The following is a 401-nucleotide window of genomic DNA, read 5'->3' as shown; positions in this document are numbered from 1 at the left end:
TTGATTCCTTTTTTGAGAAAAAGAGGAAAAATATTGATAACTCACAGCCTAGTGAATCAACTCCAATGTGTAATGTTGAAGTTATGGTTGAACAACCCCAATGTGCTTCAATTTATGAAGAACCTGCATTGATTAATGAGCAGCCTCCTACTAGAATTGACATTGCTCATCTGATTAGAGATCCAAGCAATCGTCCTCAAATTTGGGAATACCCGGTTAATCAACAAGATGAAATTAGAAGGGCATACATTAATTTGGGGCCATATCAACCTCTGATGTCTGAATATCCGCTGACTGGTAAAAAACATCCTCGTCGATTTCAGTCTCATTGGTTCAAAAGTTATCCATGGCTTGAATATTCAGAGAAAAATACTACATTTTATTTTCCTTGCTATCTATTT

The 401-nt window shown here is 35.9% G+C and carries 1 protein-coding gene; it reads left to right on the top strand.

Annotated features, from left to right (window positions below; translation table 11 throughout):
- The coding region (locus ELS82_RS28055) for a hypothetical protein (RefSeq protein ID WP_167489580.1) at positions 1–401 on the top strand (401 nt) is incomplete at both ends.

Source organism: Vibrio ouci, assembly GCF_004551525.1.
Taxonomy (GTDB): Bacteria; Pseudomonadota; Gammaproteobacteria; order Enterobacterales; family Vibrionaceae; genus Vibrio; species Vibrio ouci.
Note: the sequence above shows the minus strand (reverse complement) of the source record. Positions and strands in the feature narration are given on the sequence as shown.